Origin of the sequence: Streptomyces sp. NBC_00210 (genome assembly GCF_045160975.1) — a bacterium.
In the GTDB taxonomy this organism is placed as follows: Bacteria; Actinomycetota; Actinomycetes; order Streptomycetales; family Streptomycetaceae; genus Streptomyces.
In genome coordinates this window covers 145864-162633 of sequence record NZ_CP108120.1, presented here as the reverse complement: position 1 = coordinate 162633, position 16770 = coordinate 145864, and the positions used below count along the sequence as shown (strand labels likewise).

The 16770-nt window shown below is 68.6% G+C and carries 13 protein-coding genes; 9 read left to right on the top strand and 4 right to left on the bottom strand.

Annotated elements, in window-relative coordinates:
• The first annotated feature begins 5 nt into the window (after window positions 1-5).
• On the top strand, window positions 6-1436 hold the full coding sequence (locus OG729_RS00915) for a selenium-binding protein SBP56-related protein (RefSeq protein ID WP_405803607.1): 1431 nt from the start codon (window positions 6-8) through the stop codon (window positions 1434-1436).
• 318 nt (window positions 1437-1754) lie between these two features.
• Here the strand turns inward: OG729_RS00915 and OG729_RS00910 are convergent, their stop codons facing one another.
• On the bottom strand, window positions 1755-2162 hold the full coding sequence (locus OG729_RS00910; RefSeq protein WP_405803605.1) for a hypothetical protein: 408 nt from the start codon (window positions 2160-2162) through the stop codon (window positions 1755-1757).
• 212 nt (window positions 2163-2374) lie between these two features.
• Between OG729_RS00910 and OG729_RS00905 the strand changes: the two genes are divergently transcribed.
• Together OG729_RS00905 and OG729_RS00900 are read left to right on the top strand one after the other, a co-directional pair.
• Window positions 2375-3142, top strand: coding sequence for a hypothetical protein (locus OG729_RS00905; RefSeq protein WP_405803603.1), 768 nt, complete (start codon window positions 2375-2377; stop codon window positions 3140-3142).
• A 503-nt stretch (window positions 3143-3645) separates the two neighbouring features.
• Window positions 3646-4320, top strand: a complete 675-nt coding sequence (locus tag OG729_RS00900) for a hypothetical protein (RefSeq protein ID WP_405803602.1) — start codon at window positions 3646-3648, stop codon at window positions 4318-4320.
• Between the two features lie 1755 nt (window positions 4321-6075).
• On the opposite strand, the gene OG729_RS00895 is transcribed toward OG729_RS00900, so the two are convergent.
• Window positions 6076-7215 (bottom strand): IS701 family transposase, encoded by a 1140-nt coding sequence (locus OG729_RS00895; RefSeq protein WP_405811002.1) that lies wholly within the window; start codon window positions 7213-7215, stop codon window positions 6076-6078.
• A gap of 216 nt (window positions 7216-7431) precedes the next feature.
• Here OG729_RS00895 and OG729_RS00890 point away from each other — a divergent pair.
• From OG729_RS00890 to OG729_RS00880, 3 genes are all read left to right on the top strand, one after another.
• Window positions 7432-8363, top strand: a protein-coding gene (locus OG729_RS00890) for an IS5 family transposase (protein WP_405803601.1) whose coding sequence is annotated in 2 segments (ribosomal slippage) — window positions 7432-7779 and window positions 7782-8363 — 930 coding nt in all. Because the reading frame shifts where the segments join, the coding sequence is not laid out codon by codon here.
• A gap of 429 nt (window positions 8364-8792) precedes the next feature.
• Window positions 8793-9092 carry a hypothetical protein gene (locus tag OG729_RS00885; RefSeq protein WP_405803600.1) on the top strand — a complete coding sequence of 100 codons (300 nt, stop codon included), beginning with the start codon at window positions 8793-8795 and terminating at the stop codon, window positions 9090-9092.
• Window positions 9093-9408: 316 nt separating this feature from the next.
• A complete protein-coding gene (locus tag OG729_RS00880; RefSeq protein ID WP_405803599.1) occupies window positions 9409-9792 on the top strand; it encodes a hypothetical protein in 384 nt (127 codons plus the stop codon).
• Between the two features lie 709 nt (window positions 9793-10501).
• On the opposite strand, the gene OG729_RS00875 is transcribed toward OG729_RS00880, so the two are convergent.
• Window positions 10502-11698: a serine/threonine-protein kinase gene (locus OG729_RS00875; protein ID WP_405803598.1), complete on the bottom strand. Its 1197-nt coding sequence runs from the start codon at window positions 11696-11698 to the stop codon at window positions 10502-10504.
• Window positions 11699-12116: 418 nt separating this feature from the next.
• Here OG729_RS00875 and OG729_RS00870 point away from each other — a divergent pair, with 418 nt between their 5' ends.
• Window positions 12117-12425 (top strand): GvpL/GvpF family gas vesicle protein, encoded by a 309-nt coding sequence (locus OG729_RS00870; protein WP_405811001.1) that lies wholly within the window; start codon window positions 12117-12119, stop codon window positions 12423-12425.
• Window positions 12426-12847: 422 nt separating this feature from the next.
• Window positions 12848-14533, top strand: coding sequence for a penicillin-binding transpeptidase domain-containing protein (locus tag OG729_RS00865; RefSeq protein ID WP_405803596.1), 1686 nt, complete (start codon window positions 12848-12850; stop codon window positions 14531-14533).
• A 649-nt stretch (window positions 14534-15182) separates the two neighbouring features.
• Here OG729_RS00865 and OG729_RS00860 read toward each other — a convergent pair.
• Window positions 15183-15449, bottom strand: a complete 267-nt coding sequence (locus OG729_RS00860) for a hypothetical protein (protein ID WP_405811451.1) — start codon at window positions 15447-15449, stop codon at window positions 15183-15185.
• 99 nt (window positions 15450-15548) lie between these two features.
• Here OG729_RS00860 and OG729_RS00855 point away from each other — a divergent pair, with 99 nt between their 5' ends.
• On the top strand, window positions 15549-16634 hold the full coding sequence (locus OG729_RS00855) for a DUF5937 family protein (protein WP_405803595.1): 1086 nt from the start codon (window positions 15549-15551) through the stop codon (window positions 16632-16634).
• Window positions 16635-16770 lie beyond the last annotated feature (136 nt).

The following is a 16770-nucleotide window of genomic DNA, read 5'->3' as shown; positions in this document are numbered from 1 at the left end:
CAGCCATGAGGACGACTGAGCACGCTCACGACCGCGACGACCACAGTGACCCCACCTTGTACCGCACTCCGGCGGACGCCGTCGCCGCGCCCGCGGAGGAACTCGCCTATGTCGTCGGTTTCGATCCGACCGCACAGCGCGCGGACGCGTTGTTCACCGTCGGCACCGACCCCGAATCGCCCGTATACGGCCGCGTGACCTCCCACGCCGAGCTGCCCGGCCTGGGCAACGAACTGCACCACTTCGGCTGGAATGCCTGCTCGAGCGCGCTGGCGCATGCCGGTCATCACAACGCTGCGCGGCGCTACCTCATCGTCCCGGGACTGCGCTCCTCCCGGCTGCACGTCTTCGACACCGGCCCCGATCCCGCCCGCCCGCGCCTGGTCAAGGTGGTCGAGCCCGAGGAATTGGCCGCCAAGGCCGGATATTCGCGTCCGCACACACTCCACTGTGGCCCCGACGGAGTGTTCCTGTCGTGCCTGGGCGGCGCGGACGGTGCGGACGGGCCTGGCGGCGTCGCGCTGCTGGACCACGAAAGCTTCGAAGTGCTGCGCTCCTGGGAGAGCGACCGCGGACCGCAGTGGTTCGCCTACGACCTCTGGTGGCATCTGCGTCAGAACATCGCCGTGACCAGCGAGTGGGGCACCCCCTCGATGTTCGAGGACGGCCTTGTCCCCGAACTGCTGCTGGGTCGCCAGTACGGCCACTCGCTGCACTTCTGGGAGCTGGACTCCGGCCGGCACCTGCAGCGTGTCGATCTGGGGGATGAGAACCAGATGGTGCTGGAGCTGCGTCCCGCGCACGACCCCGAGGCAACGTGGGGGTTCGCACACGCCGTGGTCAACGTGGAGGACCTGTCGGCGTCGGTGTGGCTGTGGAACCGGGAGGGCGAGGACTTCGCGGTCCACAAGGTGATCACCATTCCTGCCGAGCCCGCGCAAACGGAGGACTTGCCCCCGGCGCTGCAGCCGTTCGGCGCCGTGCCCCCATTGATCACCGACATCGACCTGTCGGTGGACGACCAGTGGCTGTACGTATCCGCATGGGGAACCGGCGATCTGCATCAGTACGACGTGAGCGACCCATTCCATCCGAGGCAGACCGCGTCCGTTCGTCTTGGCGGCATAGTCAGCCAGCAGCCGCATCCCACCGAGCCGGACATTCCGCTTTCCGGCGGAGCGCAGATGGTCGAGCTCAGTCGCGACGGGCGGCGCGTCTACCTGACGAACTCCTTGTACGGCGCCTGGGACGCGCAGTTCTATCCCGAGGGCATCGACCCGTGGATGGTCAAACTCGACGCCGACACCTCGCACGGCGGGCTCTCCGTGGACAGCCGCTTCTTCCCGCACGGCCCGGACTTCCTGGGCTTGCGCGTGCACCAGACGCGCCTGCAAGGCGGCGACGCCTCCTCGGATTCGTACTGCTACAGCCGCTGACCGCTGTGCGCCGCGAGCGTCGGCGCCGGCGCTCGCGGCGGTTACCGCCGCGGTGGCGAGGCCACTGCCTGTCATGCCAGCCCCTGGGCGTTCCGGGCGGCGGACGGCATGCAAAGTCCCCTGGATGCCACGCCGGTTTCGACGTCGGCTGGGCAAACGCTGCGACGGGGCCTCGCCGAAACGGCTCCTCATTCCGACTGGGTGACGCCCCGTATGGTGTGAAAGGCAGCTGGGAGGGACCGCACAGCGCACTGGCGTCGGCGCACCACGTACTGGGGCCTGCTGAAGTTCCTGTTGTTCCGACTCGGCTCGGGGCAGCTATGCACGGAGTGCGCCGAGGATCTGGCGGCACATATCGGCGCAGCGGCGGGTCGCATCCGAGCACATCCGGCAGTGTGCGTGCTCGGCGGCGTGCTTGCTGCACATCTCGTAGCTGCGTTCGCAGGCCAGCAGGCAGGCTTCGAACTGGGCGCTGATCAGGCTGTTGTCAGGGCCGCTGCCCCGGGTCAGCAGGCGGCGCGTCACGCCTACGACGTCGGCGCAGTCGAGGTCCCGGCTGATCGCGGGCGCCATTTGCACGGCGTACTGCTCGCCCAGCATGACCATCGAACAAGCCCCGACCACTTCCTCGCATTCCTGCAAGGTGTCCACGGCGTTGGCAAGGACTTCGCTGCTGAGCCCGGACTTGGCGGTCAGGGTGTCGAACAGCTCGCGGGCCTGAGGCATGATCCCTCCTCATCGAGGTGGTTGTCCTCCCCCTCCACGCTAGCCCGGCTCCGGGTGCCGTGCGCGCTCGGACGACGGGGGATGTTTGGGCAGGTCAGGCTTGGTGTGGGCGGTGCCGATTCGCGCATGGGCAGCGCGGTGGAATAGTGAAGTACGGAGCCGGTTCGCCCGGGTACTGCGCACGCAAGCCCGCCCCCTCGGAGGGAGGGGACATGCTCTCCGTGCTCTACGCAGCAGGCGCGCACACTGACGACGGGACCGGGTGGCAGCTGCCCTCCACCGAAACGCTGGTGGCTGTGGTCCTGGTGGCTGTGGCCACTGTGGTGGGCGCCTGGCTGGCGCGGCGCGGATCCGGCCGGTCGGCGCTTCTGCTGGCCGCCGCGTCAGGGATTTTGCTGATCACTGCGGTCCTCGATCTTCTGCCCGACGCGTGGGAGGAGGCCCATGAGGCCGGCGTGCCGCTGTGGGCGGTGCCGGTCACCGCGCTCGCCTCGTACGGGGTGATGGGTGCCGTGGTCCGTATCGGCTGCCCGTGCGAGCCGGGTCGTGCGGGCGGCATCGGCGCGGCATCAGGGCTCGCTCTGCACCGCTTCCTGGAGGGGGCGACCCTGGCGCTGACCGCCTCGGTCGCCGTGGTGGCGGCGCTCTTCGTGCACGCGGCCAGCGAGGGCCTGGTGCTGGCCGCTCTGCTGGGGGTGCAACCGAGGCGGCGCGTTGCTCCGTGGATCGGGCTGGCCTGTTTGAGCCCGGTCGCCGGAGCCTTCGTGACGAGCGCTTTGCCCATTCCGGACGGCATCATGCCGCTGCTGCTCGCCTTCGTTGGCGGCGTACTCGCGCAGGCGGCGTGGGTGGCGCTCAGACTCGCCCATGAGCAGCGGCCCGCGGACCGGCGAGTCCTCGGGGGCGCGGCTGCGATGGCGATGACTCTCGCGGCCGTCCTCACCGCACTCGTCGTCCTTGTCGGGGCAGTCAACCGCTGAACGCGACCGGTCGCACGAGGGCGATGAAGGTCGTGGGAACTGGAGGGCGCGGCCGTACAACCCTCTGCCATCCGAAGCCACCTGGCGCCACCTCGCCGTCCTCGCCCACTACCTCAACGCCAACAGCCGCGGACGCACCGTCGCCGGGTGCCCCCTGTCCGCCACCGATCTCGTGCTCGACCAACTCTGGCCCATCGCCGGCGAGCTCGGCCCTCGGCACTCGGTGACGAGAGCCGGGATCCTTCGCGGCCGGCGCCTGTCTCGCGCAGGAGGCCGGCGTCGTTGACGAAGTCCGTGAAGAACCCCAACTGCAAGGTGACGGAGGGAGTTTGTGCCGTGGGCCGGGAGCGTCGGCCGGGGCGCAGGTGTACACATGCGGGTGGCACCACCGCGCCCCCACACCTGTCTGCAGGGGTGATGGGTTGCCCGAACCCTTACACCTGCACAGACAAGTGATCTAGAGTCCCCACCCAACACCTTCGCGCACACCAGGGAGCCCTCACATGACCGCGCAGGAGAACACCACCCTCAAGGCCGCGTACGCCGGCAAGGTTGCCGCCGACCTCGCCGAGAACACCGCCGAGCAGGACCGCATCCGTGCGGAGATCGAAACCCTGCAGACCCAACTCGCCACTCTGGAGACCGATCACGCCCTGCTGGAGAGCGTGAGCGCCGCTCTGGGCGACACCACCGGCGCGGTTCCCGCACCCCGCCGCGCCACGAAGAAGACCGCTGCAGTTGCGAAGAAGCCAGCCGCGAAGAAGCCAGCCGCGAAGAAGCCCGCCGACGCAGTAGCGCCGGCGAAGAAGACTGGCGCCAAGAAGGAGACCAAGAAGGCGACGACGGTCGCCGCGAAGAAGACCGCGGCCACCACAGGCGGGGCGAAGGAAGCCAATACGGGTGCGGACAAGGGGCCTGCACTGACCGAACTGATCCACGCCCACCTCAGCAGCCAGAGCGAGCCGCGCACTGCACGCGAGATCGCGAAGGCCCTCGCCGACGCGAACCCCGGCCGGAACGTCAACGACAACCTCGTGCGCACCACCACCGAGCGTCTGGTGGCCCGCAGCCGCGTCGACCGGGTCAAGCAGGGTTCGACCGTCTACTACACGGCCAAGGCTGATGCGGCACCCGCCGTGTCCGGGCCTGCCGAGAAGGCCACCGTGGCAGCCTCCTGACCGCGGCTCGTTCAACTCGCGCACCATCGACAGGGCCCGGAAGTGACGTCACTGCTGGGCCCTTCGGGCTGTCAGCGGCGTTGACTGCCGTGCGGAGTGCCGCGTCGCCGGCCGCGCTTGGCTTGCCCCGGAGCACGGCGCGGAGCCTCGTCTCCGCCGGTGGGGGCGGGCAGGAGAACCCGACCGCCACCGCAGCAGGTGCGGCGGGTGCAGCGGGTGCTGGAACGCGCTGCCCGGCCTGCTCACTGCGCTCTGGTCGCCGCTCCGGTGCCGCTGTGGCCGACAGGGTGGTGGGTGTGGGCAGGCCGACGACACGGGTGTGGGTCATGACTTTCGCGCAGGCGGCGCACACTTCGGCGAGGTGCCACACGCGTGCGACGGCCGGGTCGTGCCGCAGAACGAGCACAGTGCTGCCGGAGCAGTGAACGCGCATGCCTTCGTGTGCGGTGCAACTATGTGCCCAGCACTGGCAGGAGGCCTTCTCCCGCACCCGGGCGGCTTTGGCGTGGGCAGCGGCGTGCAGAGCGGCGAAGCGGCGAAGTCCGGCCACGTCCCGCGACCGCGGTGGCATGGTGCAGCCGCTCGTGGAGCAGGAGACGGTGGCTGTCCGGTCGGCGTGCCCGGTCAGCCGCACCGTCCAGGTACGGCCCGGGGTACGCCCGGTGGGGAGTTCGGTTGGGGTAGTGCTCACACGCGGCCATCCGTTCAGGAGGTCAGGGGGTCGACGAGGGCTGGCGCATGACAGCAGGGCCCTCTTGGCCTTTGGCGACGGCACACTCGGCTTCTGGAGCGCGCTCGCGGAGGTCTTCCCCGCCACCCGTCACCAACGGTGCCGGGGCCTCGAACCGTGCCCGACCGAACCAGGCGTCGCCGGAGAAAGTCACCCCGCTGAACCGAGCACCTTCAGAGAAGGTGAACGAAGTGCTGCGGTGGTCGATGTCGGCGCCGGCAGACAGGGTGGCCAGGTAGGCAGAGCGGTCGGCCTCGTTCAGGTGAGCCAGGCACGCGGTGTGTCCGGGAACGTGGATGCCGGGACAGCCCACCGGATCGGTCGTGGGGTCAGCGCCGTGACCACAGTGCGGCCAGTTCGGCGGGTCGGGACTCGGGTGCGTCATGTCCCAAGGACGTTCCAGTGCAGCCGGGTGGTTGCCGCGTCCGGCCTCATCGCTCGCACTGCAATCTCCGGGGCGCCACTGAAAGAGATCTCGAGCTACTGAAACCCTTTGTGCGGTCCGACAGCGGTGCGGCGTGCGTTCCGCGAGGCTACAGGAAAGCTGTAATTTTCCTGTAGGCAGATGCACGGCCTGGCGGCGGTGACGCCAGTCGAACATGTTTGATTCTTCGCCCAGTGTCCTGTCTCATGCGACCTGCTCCGATCTCACCGAAGTTGATCCGATCCGGGCCTGCGTCTCACTGTCCTTTGACAACGAAGTTAGTCGGTTGCGGTGCCCTGGCCTGGGGCGACTAGTACTCCAGCAGGATTTCGCTGTCTGACCTGCGGGTTTCGCTGGGCGGCTGGAGTGTAGCGGGCTGTGGAGTGGTCAGGGGCGGTCTCACGGAGGCCGCCCCTCGAACGTGCGACAACGCCGCAGGTAATGACAGCGACGGGCGACTGCCTGGCGTCGTCGGCGCCAGTTCGACCAGCTCATCGCGTGGCGTCGGCCTCGGCGTCCGCGCAGGTGCGGGGGCCGGGGACGACAAGCTGCCAGGAGTCGCCGAACCTCCGCCACTGTGAGCGCGATGGCCCCGGCTGCCTCACCGGTTCCGCCCCTTTTCCCTGGCCTGGTGTGCCGTGGCTGCCAGGAAGGCGTGCGCGAGCATGGCGAGGGTGATGTGCCGGTACCAGCCCACGTAACGGCGGACTTCGTACTGGTCCAAGCCGCACTCGTTCTTCGCGGCCTGGAAACACTCCTCGATCGCCCAGCGCGACCCGGCGATCCGCACCAGTTCCCGGGCGGTGGTCTCCAAAGGGGCGTAGGCGAGGTAGTAGGCGACTTCGTCGGGCTTGCGGATGCTGCGACGGGCCAGCGCCCACCGCATCCGATGGGGGACCTCGCCCTGGTAGTCGAACTCGGCGACGGCCGGCAGCCGCACCGCCGCCCAGTGGTAGACCCGCGGTCCCTTCGCGCCGTCTCCGCATGAGATCTTCTCCCACGCCTCGGCCGGGGCCTGTGCGAACAGGCCCTCGATGCGGGGACAGCCCACAGTGAACTGGGACTTGGGCACGGCCAGCACATAGCCGACGCCCGACTGCTCCAGCAGCCGACGGAAGCGACTCTCCTGGCCGTAGGCGGAATCCGCAGTGACCCAGGCGATGGGCAGCGGTGAGGCGAGGGCCCGCAGCACCATGCGCCGGGCCAGTTCGCCCTTGGTGGCAAACGCCTGGTCGTCGGGGACTTTGGCCGCGCGGCAGCGTTCACGGTCCTCGGCCCAGGACTTGGGCAGATACAACTCCCGGTCCACCAAGGCGCGCCCGCGGCCGGAGGCGTAGGCGGCGAAGACACCGATCTGGCAGTTCTCGGTGCGGCCGGCGGTTCCGGAGTATTGGCGCTGAACCCCGGCGGAGGTGGTGCCCTTCTTGATGAAGCCGGTGTCGTCGATGATGAGGACCCCGCCGTCCTCACCGAGCTTGTCGGCGACGTATTGCTGCAGGTCGTCGCGGATGTCGTCGGGCTCCCACTTTGCGCCGGCGAGCAGGTGCTGCAGACCGTCGGGGGTGGCATGGCCTGCCTGTTCGGCCAGCTGCCAGCTGTTCTTTCGGGCCACCGGGGCGAGCAGTCCGCGTACGTAGTCACGCATGCGGCGGCGAAGCTCCACACGGCCGAAGTGATGACCGATGGTCACGAAGAGGTCGTCCAGTTCAAGGTCCCACTGCTCGGCAGCACTCTCGAAGATCACGTGGGGAGCTTTCCCAACCGCTGTCATTACCTGCGGCGTTGTCGCACGTTCGAGGGGCGGCCTCCGTGAGACCGCCCCTGACCACTCCACAGCCCGCTACACTCCAGCCGCCCAGCGAAACCCGCAGGTCAGACAGCGAAATCCTGCTGGAGTACTAGGCACTGTTTCTCGGATCTCGGGACGTGAGCGGGGGGTTGGGGTCAGGCTCGGGGTATGGGCCGTGGGGATCTGACAAATGCGGAATGGGATCGGCTGGCTTCGTGCTTACCTCGTGGTGGTACTCGTGGGGGCCGGTGGAGCGATCACCGTCGGGTGATCAACGGGGTCCTCTACCGGGTGCGGACGGGTGTTCAGTGGCGGGATCTTCCGGAACGGTTCGGGCCGTGGGAGACGGTCTATAAGCGGCATCGCCGCTGGTCCGCGGATGGAACGTGGGAGATGCTGCTGTCGAAGGTCCAGGCCGCCGAGGACGCCGCGGGCCGGATCGACTGGGACGTCTCGGTGGACTCAACAGCGGTGCGGGCCCACCAGCACGCCGCCGGCGCAAGGAAGGCTCGGCCGGCCGCGGTTGTTCAAAAGGGGGCCGTCCGGGGGACGAACCAGGCCGATCCGGTGCTTCGGAAGCTGGCCGCCCGATTGGCGGAGGTGGTCAGATCGGCGAATGCCTGGGACGCTCCCGCGGAGGCTTCACGACCAAAATCCACCTCGCCGCGGAGGGACGATGCCGACCCCTCGCCCTCGTCCTGACACCCGGACACTACGGCGACGGCCCTCAGCTCGAGCGCGTGCTGGAGCAGGTATCCGTGCCTCGCACCGGAGTCGGGCGGCCCCGCACCCGCCCCGACCATGTCCTGGCGGACAAGGCCTACACGTCCCGAATTAACCGTCGTTACCTGCGACGACGTGGAATCCGGCACACCATCCCCGAACGTCTCGACCAGCAAGAACACCGCCGCAACCGCGGTTCCCGAGGCGGCCGGCCCACCGGTTTCGACAGCGAGCGCTACAAGAAGCGCAACACCGTCGAACGCGCCATCAACCGGTTGAAGGGCTTCCGAGCCGTCGCCACCCGCTACGAGAAACGCGCCTACATCTACCTCGGCACCGTCACACTCGCAGCACTCCTGATCTGGCTCCGCACATGATCCGAGAAACAGCGCCTAGTACGGTGTCCTGCCTCGGCGTACCTGGCCAGACCTCACCGAGTCTGTCCACGATGGGGCGGGCTGGCTTGCACTGCGCAGCTGTCGCAGCGCCGGCAAGCGGGCTGGGCCATTTGTCCGCCCGCTCCTATCCCCGTTCTTCCTTGGGCGGCGGGCTTAGCGACTACAGGCGCCGCTCGCCGACAGCAAGTGCTTCCTCGTATACCTCCGGCAGCTGACGGTGCAGCAACCGCCACAGGTGTACAAACTCCTGGACGGCAGCGAGTGGCTTTGTTCACGAGAACCGGGTTCTGGCACAGATCTTGGGGAGCGGTCGCGGAGGGTCACCGCAGTGTTCGATTGCGATACACCGAGCGGGTGTGAGACCGCGTACGCCCGGCATCCGAACGGCAGGTAGTGACGTTCCGTCAGGTGCCTGTAGGTCTCCGTCGTTTGCGGCTGCGGCCGGTGACGGTGCTGGTCATGCAGGCCGAGGTATCGTTCTGGGACTCGCTGCTGTTCGACGGGATCGACGACCTGGTTGTCGAAGCGGTAACGGCCGATTTCGGCACGGTCGACGTGGTGGCAAGAGGCTGGGCGGCCGGGGCCGTCTGTCCGGACTGCGGTGGCTTCTCGAACCGGGTACACGACTCCGCGGTCAAGGCAGCCGTCGACCGCGGCGGCGCCACCGCCGTACACCGGCTTACCGGAACCTGGCCCGTCTTGCGGTGACCTTCGTCTGCCCATGCGACGACGGCCCTGACGCCGGGCGGGAGTCAGGGCCGTCAACCACACGAGTCCGGCGGGGGGTTGCCGGAACAAGTTCACATGTCATCTCACCAACGCCGACGGCCACGGCAAAAGTCACGCTGCCAGACGGGGGTTGCGCTGCCTGTCGCGGCACGCATCGGTGTCCGGATCGACTTCCGGTGTCTTTCACCCAGCACGGCTTGGAGATCATCATGGCGGTGTGCCGGGGCTTCGAGCGGCAAGCACACAGATAAATTTGCGCAAATACACACAGGGCGTCCAAGAGGAGGGGTCGCTAATGGCCTCCCACGGCTCACCCACGCAGCCTGCTGCCGACGGCGATGGACCGAAGGCGCGGCGTCATCTGATTCCCCGCTGGCGCGTATTCACGTGGGTCATCCTCGCCTTCAACGTGATCATGCTGATTTGGGCCATCGCTGGAGCTTCCACAAGCGAGAGCTGCAAAGGCCTGGTCGGCGACGAGCTGACCATCTGCCAAGCCGGTCGGGTCGGGACCGGCATCGGCGTCGGCCTGATCATTCTGCTGTGGGGTCTCGGCGACATCATCTTGGGTGTCGTGTGGCTCATCACCAGGCCGCACAGCCGCTACTGCCCGGTGTGTGGCAACAAGGTGCGCAGAGGTGTCATGCAGTGCCGCGACTGCGGTTTCGACTTTGGCTAGGCCGTGACGCCTCCCAAGCCGGGCCCGGAGCCACCGGGCGCGTAGGCCCAGGCGGCGGAAGGCATTCCTATGAAAGCCACCTCCATCACGGCAGTCCCGTGGCCAGCACGAGCACACCTCGGCGCCGCCTACGCTGCCTGGACAGCAGGGCGCAACTGTCGGCAACCCGCTCACGATCAACACAGGCGAGACCACCCTGTCGGTCACCGTGGAAAGCGTGAAGTGCGGCCGTCTAGAGCCAATGTCCTGGCCAAGTACTACGACTCGATTGGCCAGGCACCGAAGACACCGCCTCCACAGCCGGGGGACCAGTGGTGCGGATTCCAGATCCACGCCCGCAACACCGGACACGTCAAACGATGTGTGGTACGTGTCCAGCAATGCCCTCCTCAACGCGGGACAGGACGCATACAAAGCGGACACCACCAGTGACGGCTTCACCATCGAACAGGCGTACCGAGGAAGTCATCGAGGCGTCGGTCCCGAGAATGGACTCAACCCCAATGAGAGCGGACCCGACTGGGCGGCGTATCAGCGTCCCGTTGGCACTGCTCCCACCGCAGTCACTGTCTCCAGCGGCGACGGGGATCTGTCGTGCTTGGTCACTGACGAGCTCGTGCAGCGAGGGATGTGACGCACGCGTGGGTGCGTGGCGAAGTGGGTCAGGGGTCCGAGGGTGGGGCCGTGCTAAGCGGGTCCGTCTGCGTCCTCAATCCTTCCCACCCTTCCGTCCGCCCTTCTTCTTCGGAGGCTCTTCCTTCTCTTCTTCGTCCTCGTCGTCATCAAACGCGGATGACGACAGACCGGGAGAGGGCGTGGCCGACGGGGCGCCCGAGAGAGGAACCTCACGGGGAGGCGTAGAGGTGGAGGGCACCGTGCTGCCCGGGGAAGGAGAGGAAGGATCGCCGTCGCCGGAAGTCACAGAAGCGCCAATGACGGCTGCCACGGCGAACGCGACCGCTCCGGCGACACCGATCACGGCCTTGGACGGCGTCTTGCTGCCGGTGGGCCGGGAACGCGACGGTCGAAGCCGGTGCGCCGGGGCTGGGGGGACCGGAGGGATGGCCTGGGGCGCCGGCGGCGCCTGGTCCGAGTGTCCATCCAAGGCGGCGAGCCAGCCCGCTGCCTGCTCGGCGGTCGGGCGTTGCGCCGGGTCCTTGGCAAGCAGGAGCAGGAGGTGGTCAGCCAGTGATCGCGGTATCTCGGGGCGCAGCTGGTCGGGTGGGACGGGGGCGGCGTTGACGTGCTGCTGGACGACGGCCGGTGTGTTCTCGCCGAGGAACGGGGGGCGTCCGGTGAGCAGTTCGTACAGCACGCAGCCCAGTGCGTAGACGTCCGAGGCGGGCACGGCGGGGCGTCCCACGGCGCGTTCGGGTGCCAGGTAGGAGCCGCTGCCCAGGATCTTGCCGGTTGCGGTGAGGGTGTGGGAAGCGTCGTCGGCGAAGCGCGCGATCCCGAAGTCGGTGATCTTCACGATGCGGTCGCTGGTGAGCATGATGTTGCCGGGTTTGATGTCGCGGTGGATCACGCCTTGAAGGTGCGCCGCGGACAGGCCTGCCGCCATCTGAGCGCCGATCCCGGCGGCCTCCTGGGGATTCAGGAGCCCGTGCACGGCCAGGTCCTGGGCCAGGCTCCAGCCATCGACCAGCTCCATCACCAGGTACAACCGGCCGTCGTGGCAGCCGGAGTCGTACATGCTGACCACGTGGGGGTGGCTGAGGCGGGCCGCAGTCTGCGCCTCCATCCGGAACCGCTCGGACGCCGCCGCGTCGCCCTCGTCCGCGCGGAGCAGCTTCACCGCCACCGGCCGGCCCAGCGTCTGGTCGGTGGCGCGCCACACCTCGCCCATGGCACCGTGCCCCAGAGGCTCGTCCAGCCGATACCGCTCCGCAACCAGCACACCCACACTCGCTCTCCGACAGCGGCGGCGCCGGCAGGCGCAGCCAACCAATGTGACATGGGAGCTTCCGGCGGCGTAGCGAGCCCCGCGCTCCTGCCACACCACGTGGAAGAGCAAGGGGAAGGCGCGGGGGGACGCCCGGCCTGCCCCTTGCGTGGATGCCCGCACGGGGGGAACGGGCAACACCCGACCTTGTGCAATCGGGTTCCTTTCATAACTGCGCGGGGAGCGTCGGTAACGTCACACCTTCCGTGGGGCAGATGCCGAACGAACGGCCCGCGATTGGGCCCCAACTGGTCAGGGGACCGGTCGCCGGTCAGGAGCCTCGCCGATGAACACGAGCCGTATGACGCTGCTCTCTACCTGGAGGGCCGACAAAAAGCGCCGGGACCTGTAGGCACACCAGGCGGTGCTCGAGCGGCTGATGACCGACGGGAGCCTGCTACCGCTGCGCTTCGGAACAGTGGCACCCAATGATGAGGCAGTACGCCACCTGCTTAAGGCACAGGCAGACACGTACCGTGAGATCATGTCGGCTTTCAGGCGATGTACGGAGTGTGGAACAGAACTGCTCGACGCACGGGTACGTCGCATCTATGAGCAATCCGGTGACTTGCCTGAATGGTGCTTCGTTTGCATGTCGAAGGCGCCCGCACACCGGTCGCTGGTACGCCTCGCCGGACGGGGGGTATATGCCAGAGCGTCCGCCGAGGGACTGGAAGGTAACCCCTGAATGGGAGTTGCCTGTAGAACAGGGAGATGACGTGGTGTCCCCCGACGAGCGGCAGAGTTACCAGGAATGAATGACGATTCCGGCACGGCGTAGAACATTGGATTCGAAGGCTCGACCGGATCACCAGCAGCGAGGATGGCTTTGCCGCTGCGGGCCCTGGGCAGGGCCGAAGGTGCGGGTTCGGGTCGGGCCGGGCGGTGGCTGACAGTATTCCGCTTCCCGCCTACACGCCCGACCTCAACCCGGCCGAAGTCGTGTGGGCGGCTGCGCCAAACCTAGAGTGCAGCCATGGCGGCGACGCGGCGGGCCCCATCGTGGTGGCCGTGGTGCGGGCGGGGGCTGAGTGGTTGACCCTGCGCCCGCCGCCCCTAGGGTGGGGGCCTCGGTGAGGAGCCTGGGGAGTGTGGAACAGCGGAGGACTTGTGGGCAACAGAAGGCGCGCCGCGCGCAGCAGAACGAAGCCTGCCGTGATCGGCGGGGTGGTCGCGGTGGTCGTGGGCGGTGCGGGGTTCGCCGCGTACAGCATGTACAGCGGCGACGCGGCGGGCGAGGACAGCACGGCCGACGGCGCTGCGAAGACACTCAAAGCACGCCCGGTGACGGCCGCGGAGGTCCGGGCCACGGCCGACGGGTTCCTCACCGCCTGGCAGCGGGGCGATGCCGCGAACGCCGCAGCGTTCACAGACCAGGCAGCGGCGGCGCGGGCCGCGCTGTCCGGGTACCGCAAGGACGCGCACATCGACGAGGTGACGCTGACCCGTGGCAAGGCGTCCGGGCCGAAGGTGACGTTCAGGGTCTCGGCTACGGTCTCGTACAAGGGGAAGAGCAAGCCCCTCAGCTACGACTCCGCGCTCACGGTCGTCCGGGCCGAGGACGGCAAGCCGCTGGTCGGCTGGCAGCCGTCGGTGGTGCACCCGGACCTGAAAGAGGACGACACGCTGGTCACGGGCGAGGCCGGGGACCCGCCGATCAAGGCATTGGACCGAAACGGCGCCGAGCTCACCACGGCGAAGTACCCCTCGCTCGGCACCGTCCTGGACGGCCTGCGGGAGAAGTACGGCAGAAAGGCCGGGGGTACGGCGGGGGTCGAGCTGCGAGTGGTCCGCGGGGACAGCGCGAAGAAGAGGGAGAAGGGCGCGCAGGAGAGCGAGGACCAGCCTCCCGGCAAGACGCTGCTGACGCTGTCCAAGGGCATACCCGGAACGCTGCGGACCACGCTCAGCGCGACCGCGCAGGCGGCCGCCGAGCACGAAGTGGGCGAACGCGAGCGAGCGTCCGTCGTCGTCATGAAGCCGTCGACGGGCGAGATCCTCGCGGCGGCCAATTCGAGCCATGGCTTCAACACGGCGCTCCAGGGGTCCCTGGCACCCGGCTCCACGATGAAGATCGTGACCGCGTCGATGCTGCTGGAGAAGGACCTCACCTCGATCGACAAGCAGCATCCGTGCCCCAAGTACGCGTCGTACGGCGGCTGGAAGTTCCAGAACGTGGAGAACTTCGAGATCAAGAACGGTACGTTCCGTTCGAGCTTCGCGGCCTCCTGCAACACCGCCTTCATCACGCAGGCCGACAAGCTCGACGACGACGATCTGACCAAGCAGGCCCAGCAGGTCTTCGGGCTGGGTCTGAACAACTGGTCGACAGGGGTGTCGAGCTTCGACGGCGCGGTGCCGGTGCAGAGCAATGCGCAGATGGCGGCATCGCTCATCGGGCAGGGCGGGGTACGGATGAACCCGCTCAATGTCGCGTCCATCATCTCCACGGCCAAGACCGGCATCTTCCGGCAGCCGTACCTGGTCTCGCCCAACGTCGACGACCGCACGCTCGCGACGGCCCAGCGCAAGCTGGAGGCGTCCGCGCAGACGCAGCTGCACGAACTGCTGAGCTACACCGCGACGTCGGGCTCCGCCGCCGAGGCCATGGCCGGCCTGGGCTCAGACATCGGAGGCAAGACGGGCTCGGCCGAGGTCGACGGCCAGAAGAAACCCAACGGCTGGTTCACCGCATGGCGCGGCGACCTGGCCGCGGCGGCGGTGGTCCAACAGGGCGGGCGCGGAGGCAAGTCGGCGGGGCCGCTGGTGGCAGCGGTGCTCCGGGCGGGCGGCTGACGCCCGCGGCGCCGGCACCGCACTGGCGCCCGTTACGCCGCGCTCTCCATGGCCCCCAGGCGCTGATCGCCCATGCGGGCGACACCCTGGTGGCGGCCCCGAACAGAATGCGTGACGCAGGATGTTGGGGCGGCCGTCAGCCTGCTGCAGGCGCCCTCCGGGCTCCCGCGCGCCCCAGGCCGACTATGACCGTCACTCGCCGACGGCGAGGTGCCGGTGGCGCCCGGGCAGGACCGAGCTCCGGCGGGGCTCAGATCTGTTCGTCGTTGCCGGCGGCCGAGGCGTTCGGAGATGGCCGGCATCAGGCTCTGGCCGTCGGCGGGGCGGTCCAGGCCGAAGACGTAGCCGGGGAAGTCCAGGGCCGCTGGGTATCGCCCCGCAGCGATAGAAGGCCCTCCGCAAGGGGCGCACCTGCGAGGTCAGCCGCGCACGGGGCCGCTTCTCCGCATCCATGGCCCTCGTGCGTTCGCGGTCGGCCCGCAGGCTTTGGCATGTCCTCGATCGCTGGCAGGTATAACGGGTCGGGGCGATGCAATCCGAAGCCGGCAGCTGGAACCGAATCGGGCAGGCATGACCGCCTTACGTTCGACGGCTCGGTGCAGCCCCCGAAGGCCACTGCGATCGAGCGGTGTTCGTTCCGGCACCTGTCTCATCCCAGGACGCACCGTTGCGCGAGTCCGCCTCGGCTGGTGTTACTGCGCGCCTGGGCGCACTCGCCGTCGGGCGGTACGTCCAGGGCATGACTGGACGACGTGCGTATCCGAGTGATCTGTCCGATGCCCGCTGGTAGAGCAGCAGCAGAAAAGGGCCGCAGCAGGCCGGTGCCGAGCGCGTCCAGGGCCAGGGCGACGGGATAGCGGGGGCCTCCGGAGGCACGGACGAGGGCGCGGGGCTGGATCTTGGTGGTGGTTGCCATGGTGTCAACGGTGCGTTCGGCCGCCGGGCTGGGTACGTCGGTTGACGGACACCGTCAACCGACGCCGTCGCCGGTCATCCGGTCAGGGATGCTGAGGGGGTGACGTTGAGGATCGACATCAGCGGCCTGCCGTCCGAGCGACTGCGGTTCGCCGCCTCCCCGCTGGCCGAATTGACCGCGATGCTGCACGTGCTGGCCGAACCCGGGCATCATCCGCAGCTCGCCAGCTGGGCCGGGGATGTCTGGGCCGGGCTGCGGCCGGAGCTGGCCGAGCGGTTGCGGGAGGCGGAGTTCCTCTGGCGTTCCTCACAGGCCGACTTCCTGGTCCCCGCCCGACCTCGGCCGACCCTCGCCGAGGAGCTGGACGACGTGGACCGGATCGACGACGAAACGTATGTGACCGCCGCGCTCGTCACCACGTGCGGCGGCAACCGGGTCCACTTTGCCGCGCCGTCGCCGCTCACTGACGTGACTGCGCGCGAGCGGGCGCTGGAGCTGGCACAGGCCCGCGGCGCGCGGCAAGAGGCCTTCGCGGAACGGCTGCTCGCGGACCCGGCGGCTGTACGGGCGCGGGTGCGCCACACCCTCGAACAGTGTGCCGAGGCCTTCTTCGACGCCGCCTGGGCGGGCGTCGCCGTGCAGCTCGCCAGCGACCTGCGCCTGAAGAACGACCTGCTGAAGCGCCAGGGGATCGGGGCGGCACTCGCATCGGTCTCCGACGCAGTCACCCTGGCACCGGGCGGCGACTGCATCATCGTGGACAAGCTGCAGGACAAGGCGACCGCCGCGCACGGCACCGGGGTCACCTTCATCCCCAGTGTCTTCGGCAGCCCGCACCTGGTGGCGGTCCACGCGTCCGGGTGGCAGCCGGTGGTGCAGTACCCCGTGGCCGAGCCGCGTCCATCAGAGCCGGTATCGCTGGAAACGGTCACACTACGGCTGGAGGCACTCGCACATCCGGTACGGCTGCGGCTGCTGCGTACCCTGGCCCGCGGCCCGCACACCACCGGTGAGCTGGCCCACGCCTGGGAACTTTCACCCCCGGAGGTTTCCCGCCACCTCTCCGTCCTGCGCCGCGCTGGCCTGCTCACGGCCCGGCGGAACGGTCGTTACGTCCGCTACACCCTCAATCTGCCCGATCTGACTGCGCTGGGCGCCGACCTGCTGGCGGCCGTACTGCGTTGAGTAGCTTCGGTCTGCCAGAACGCGGGGGACCGCCGGCTTCGCAGCATCGGCGCCTGCTTGTGGCCCCCCTCCCACACCTGATTCCGGGCGGCGGCCTGAGCTGCTTCTGTCCATTTCCGCGAACAGTGAATGCGTG